The 4,288-nt window shown below is 38.2% G+C and carries 4 protein-coding genes; 1 reads left to right on the plus strand and 3 read right to left on the minus strand.

The genetic code is table 11. The features are described 5' to 3' along the window. Positions 1-1,308 (plus strand): FAD-dependent oxidoreductase (locus tag AAF462_10475; protein ID MEM7009547.1); only part of this gene is annotated, 1,308 nt, incomplete at its 5' end. 9 nt (positions 1,309-1,317) lie between these two features. Here AAF462_10475 and AAF462_10480 read toward each other — a convergent pair. The 3 genes from AAF462_10480 to AAF462_10490 all read right to left on the minus strand — a co-directional run. Further along, the gene (locus AAF462_10480) at positions 1,318-3,327 is read right to left on the minus strand and encodes a ribonuclease catalytic domain-containing protein (GenBank protein ID MEM7009548.1); all 2,010 of its coding nucleotides are present in this window, start codon (positions 3,325-3,327) and stop codon (positions 1,318-1,320) included. A gap of 88 nt (positions 3,328-3,415) precedes the next feature. Then, positions 3,416-3,793, minus strand: a complete 378-nt coding sequence (locus tag AAF462_10485) for a DUF5329 family protein (GenBank protein ID MEM7009549.1) — start codon at positions 3,791-3,793, stop codon at positions 3,416-3,418. A gap of 42 nt (positions 3,794-3,835) precedes the next feature. Continuing rightward, on the minus strand, positions 3,836-4,288 hold a 453-nt coding region (locus AAF462_10490; protein MEM7009550.1), incomplete at its 5' end, for a gamma-glutamyl-gamma-aminobutyrate hydrolase family protein.

Here is a 4,288-nt window from a genome sequence, read left to right on the forward strand (position 1 = left end):
GATATGTTTGATAAACTCCCTACCCCTCATGGGCTAGTGCGCTCCGGCGTTGCTCCGGATCATCAGAAAATTAAATCAGTTACAAGAGTTTATGACAAAATCGCTACGAATGAGAATTTTAGATTTTTTGGTCTTGTAGAATACGGTGTTCATTTAACAATTGAAGATTTAAAAGATCACTATCACATAATTGTCTTTGCCACCGGAGCACAAACTGACAGAAAAATGAACATACCGGGCGAAGACCTAAAGGGCAGCCATACGGCGACAGAATTTGTAGCCTGGTATAACGGACACCCAGAATACACTGACTATGAGTTTGACCTATCTCAGGAAAAGGTTGCGATAGTTGGAGTTGGTAACGTAGCAGTTGATGTTGCTCGTATACTTTGCAGAACCGAAGATGAACTAATGCAAACAGACATTGCGGATTATGCTCTAGAGGCTCTTAAAAAGAGCAATGTTAAGGAAGTTTATCTCCTTGGAAGAAGAGGACCTGCACAGGCTGCTTTTACAAACCCTGAGGTTAGAGAGCTCGGCAATCTAGATGACGCGCATGCAATAACCCGAATAGAGGAAGTTGAACTTGATGAATTCACTCAAGAGTTTTTAGAAAAAGAAGAAGACAGATCACTTGTTAAAAAAATTGAGATATTAAATGCCTATTCAGAAGACATTGAATTTCAGAAATCTAAAAAATTGCATATTCGCTTTTTAGTCTCACCGACTGAAATAATTGGAGATGCTCAAGGCAATGTAAAGGCAATAAAATTAGTTAAAAACGAGCTCTATAAAACTGATGACGGAACTTTAAGGCCAAGGGCGACTGATGAGACTGAGGAGCTCGAAGTCGGACTAGTATTTAGGTCAATCGGTTATCACGGTGTCCCACTTCCAGAGGTTCCTTTTCATGAGAAATGGGGTGTTATACATAACGATAGAGGAAGGGTTATAGATCCGGATACGAGCGAGCATGTTCATGGTCTATATTCCACCGGCTGGATCAAAAGAGGTCCCACTGGAGTTATTGGTACTAACAAACAAGACTCAGGTGAGACTGTGGAGTGCATTGTCGAAGATATTCTGCAAAGCCGCCATTTATCGCCTTCTAAGACTCATCCTGACGACATTTTAGAGCTAATTAATCAAAGACAACCCGATCATTTCTCTTATGAAGACTGGCTTCGTTTAAACGAGCTTGAGATTAATAAGGGAGAAGAGCAAGGAAGGCCAAGGGTAAAGTATACGAGTGTAGAAGATATGCTAAATGCGGTTAAAAGATCTGATGAGGCTGCCAACGGTAAATAGTTCTTTATATTAAAGCTTAGGAGCCAAAAGCAGCTTCCTTCTAAGAGGATCAACTTCCTGAACAACTAGATTAATGCTCTTATTTTCATCCATATTAAACCTTGAGCCCAAAAACACAGGGGCTTCAAATAAATAGTCTGTTAAGTAAACAGTTGCTCTGGAATTATCAAAAGTGCTGATAACTCCTGGTATTTGTTTTCCCTCCAGACTTTGTAGGTGTTTGTAAACCCAATATTTCTCTCTATTTCTCTCCACCATTCTCTTATCGCGTACACCTATTTCTATCTTTGGATAGAGGTTCTCTAACTCATCCTCAGTATAGGCAGGCTCATCACCTTGGAGTGTAGATACTATTTGCCTTTGAATAATTAGATCGGTGTATCTTCTTATAGGAGATGTAGCCTGTGCGTATACATCTATTCCCAAAGATTTGTGCGGGGCTGGATCAAGTCCAACTCTAGGAGCTCTTAAGTACTTAACCACGTGAAGTGCATAAAGGGGGTCGTTTTCATCATGAGACCAAGCGTCATCAGAAATGGCCTCGGGCTGAGATCTATAAATTCCCGGAATGTTGTTGTCCTTTAAATACTTGCCTGCTAATCTGTTCATAAGAATCATAAATTCTGCAATTACCCTATGAGCAGTCGTGTTCATATAATTTTTTCTGATATCTACATTAGAGTCTTGATCTACTGATATTTTTAACTGGGGAAGCTGGATAATAAATGCGCCAGCCTTTTTTCTTTTCCCTCTAAGACTAAATGCTATTTCTTTTATGCTATTTCCCAATGGATCATTTTCAAAGTAATCAGACGCCTTTATATAACTTATGTTGTCTGAGATCTGTATTTTGGAATTAGTAAACCTATATCCTTTTAAATTAAATTCCTTATCAAAGTCAACTAGTAACGACAGGGCTTTTCTTATAGATCCTTTTACTAAACTTAGCTTTTCTGCAATCAGCTCTTTGGGGAACATGTGAATATGATGTTCAGGCAGATAAACTGTTTCCCCTCTTCTTACAGCTTCATCATCAAGTGCGCTCCACTTTCTAACGTACATGGCTACATTTGCTATATGAATGCCGATAGTAAACCCACTCTCTGTTTGCTCTGCAGAGATAGCATCGTCTATGTCCTGAGTGTTTTCATCGTCAACCGAAAACACTTTAAGATGAGTTAAGTCTTCAAGACCTTCATCTGAAAAAGGCTGCGCCACTATTTCGTTTGTCTGATTAAGTGCTTTTAGAGGAAAGTCGTTGGTTATTGAAAACCTTTTTATAAGAGGGTCTTCATCTTCATGCCACGAACCGGTTTTTATAAGAAATTCTATTGTCCCTTCTATATCCTTAATTCCAATTTTAGATAAAAATGACTTGGCTTCAGGGGCTTTACTGCATTTGTCCAAGTGTATTACATACTCTTTTAATAATTGAATATATGCTTTCGGGTCAAATTCTTGTGCAAAGTCCTCTGATTTGCCGGATATTATGTTCTTAGCCCATAGCATGGCAAGCTTTGTCTCTTCTGCTCTTTTTCTCTCGGCATTTTTTTTGGCTATAAGTTCCTTTACCTCAGACTCATCTCTTGGAAGATATCCTCTCTCCCCTCTTTTGAAGTAAATATCATTTTTATCAACAGCCCAAAAAAAGTTAAATCCGTCTTCTTTTGATATTGAGGAATCCCCAAGGTATAGATTCAATAAATCATCATAAGTGATTTCTTGTTCTTCTTCCGATACACATTCCCAAAGCGTTATTAAGTCTATTGATTCTTTAGCTTCTTCAACGGACTTTCTTACATCTCTTAGTTTTAGCTTTTTTTCTGAAGAGTTAAGACTGTCTTCAATAAAAATTTCAGATCTATAGACAATTTTTTCCAGATCGACCGATATATCCTTTCCTTCCTCAGAGAATATGCTGGCTTTATCATTAGAGATCTGGTTAAAGATTGCAAAAGACGGCTCCTTTCTTTTTCTAAACAGTATGAGCTCGTTTTTCGTAGGGATTTGTAGCGTCATTTAAATATTCTATCAATTTGGAAAGTTTGTATAAAACTAGCATAATATTCTAACACAGGATGAAAATGTTTCATTGATAGAGCATAAATTATGAAGATTGCTCTCTGAATAGCACCAATTCTTCCATAAGCCAGTCCTTTGATGTTACTGGCTGCTCGCTATCACAATATACTAAGTAGTCTTTGCCGCTAATCGTACTTTTAGTTCCTGAGTATTCTATAAATTCTTCCGTTGTGCTTATCTGGTCTCTAAAGTGTTTATATTTTCTTTTGATATGCTTAGAAGCCCTTTCGCCGCTGTATTTTTTGCCGTTTCTCTCAAACTCGCACTGAGTTGACTCAATAAATTCAAGTAAATGTTCTACCTCAGGTTTTTGTGATGCCGGTACATCAGCAGATGATTTTAGAACTCCCGAAAACACTAAAGTCATTAAGACAAATGTGAATGTCACTATTTTTTTATTCATATTTAAAAGTATTAGGGTGGTTTACTCAATATCAAGCAGTTTTTAAGCTGAAAGAGAAGATTTATATTCCATAGCCACTTTGACAAAATCTCTAAAAAGTGGATGTGGGACAAGCGGGGTAGATTTAAATTCAGGGTGAAACTGACATCCAATGAACCATGGGTGGTTTTCGAGTTCTATCATCTCGACTAGCTCTTCATCTGGAGAAAGTCCGCTGAATGTGAGACCATTATTAGCCAGAGTTTGACGATATGAATTATTGACCTCATATCTATGCCTGTGCCTCTCAGATATCTCTTCGCTGCCGTAGGCTGTTTGCGCAAGAGTATTTGGTGCTAACACGCATGGATATGCGCCCAGTCTCATTGTGCCGCCCATATCGTTTATTTCTCTTTGGTGATCCATTAGATCAATTACTGGGCTTACCACATCTTCTGAAAATTCAATTGAGTGAGCATCTTTGATGCCGCATATATGTCTGGCAAATTCTACAAC

It is taken from the genome of Thermodesulfobacteriota bacterium (assembly GCA_039028315.1).
Lineage (GTDB): Bacteria > Desulfobacterota_D > UBA1144 > Nemesobacterales > UBA2774 > CR02bin9.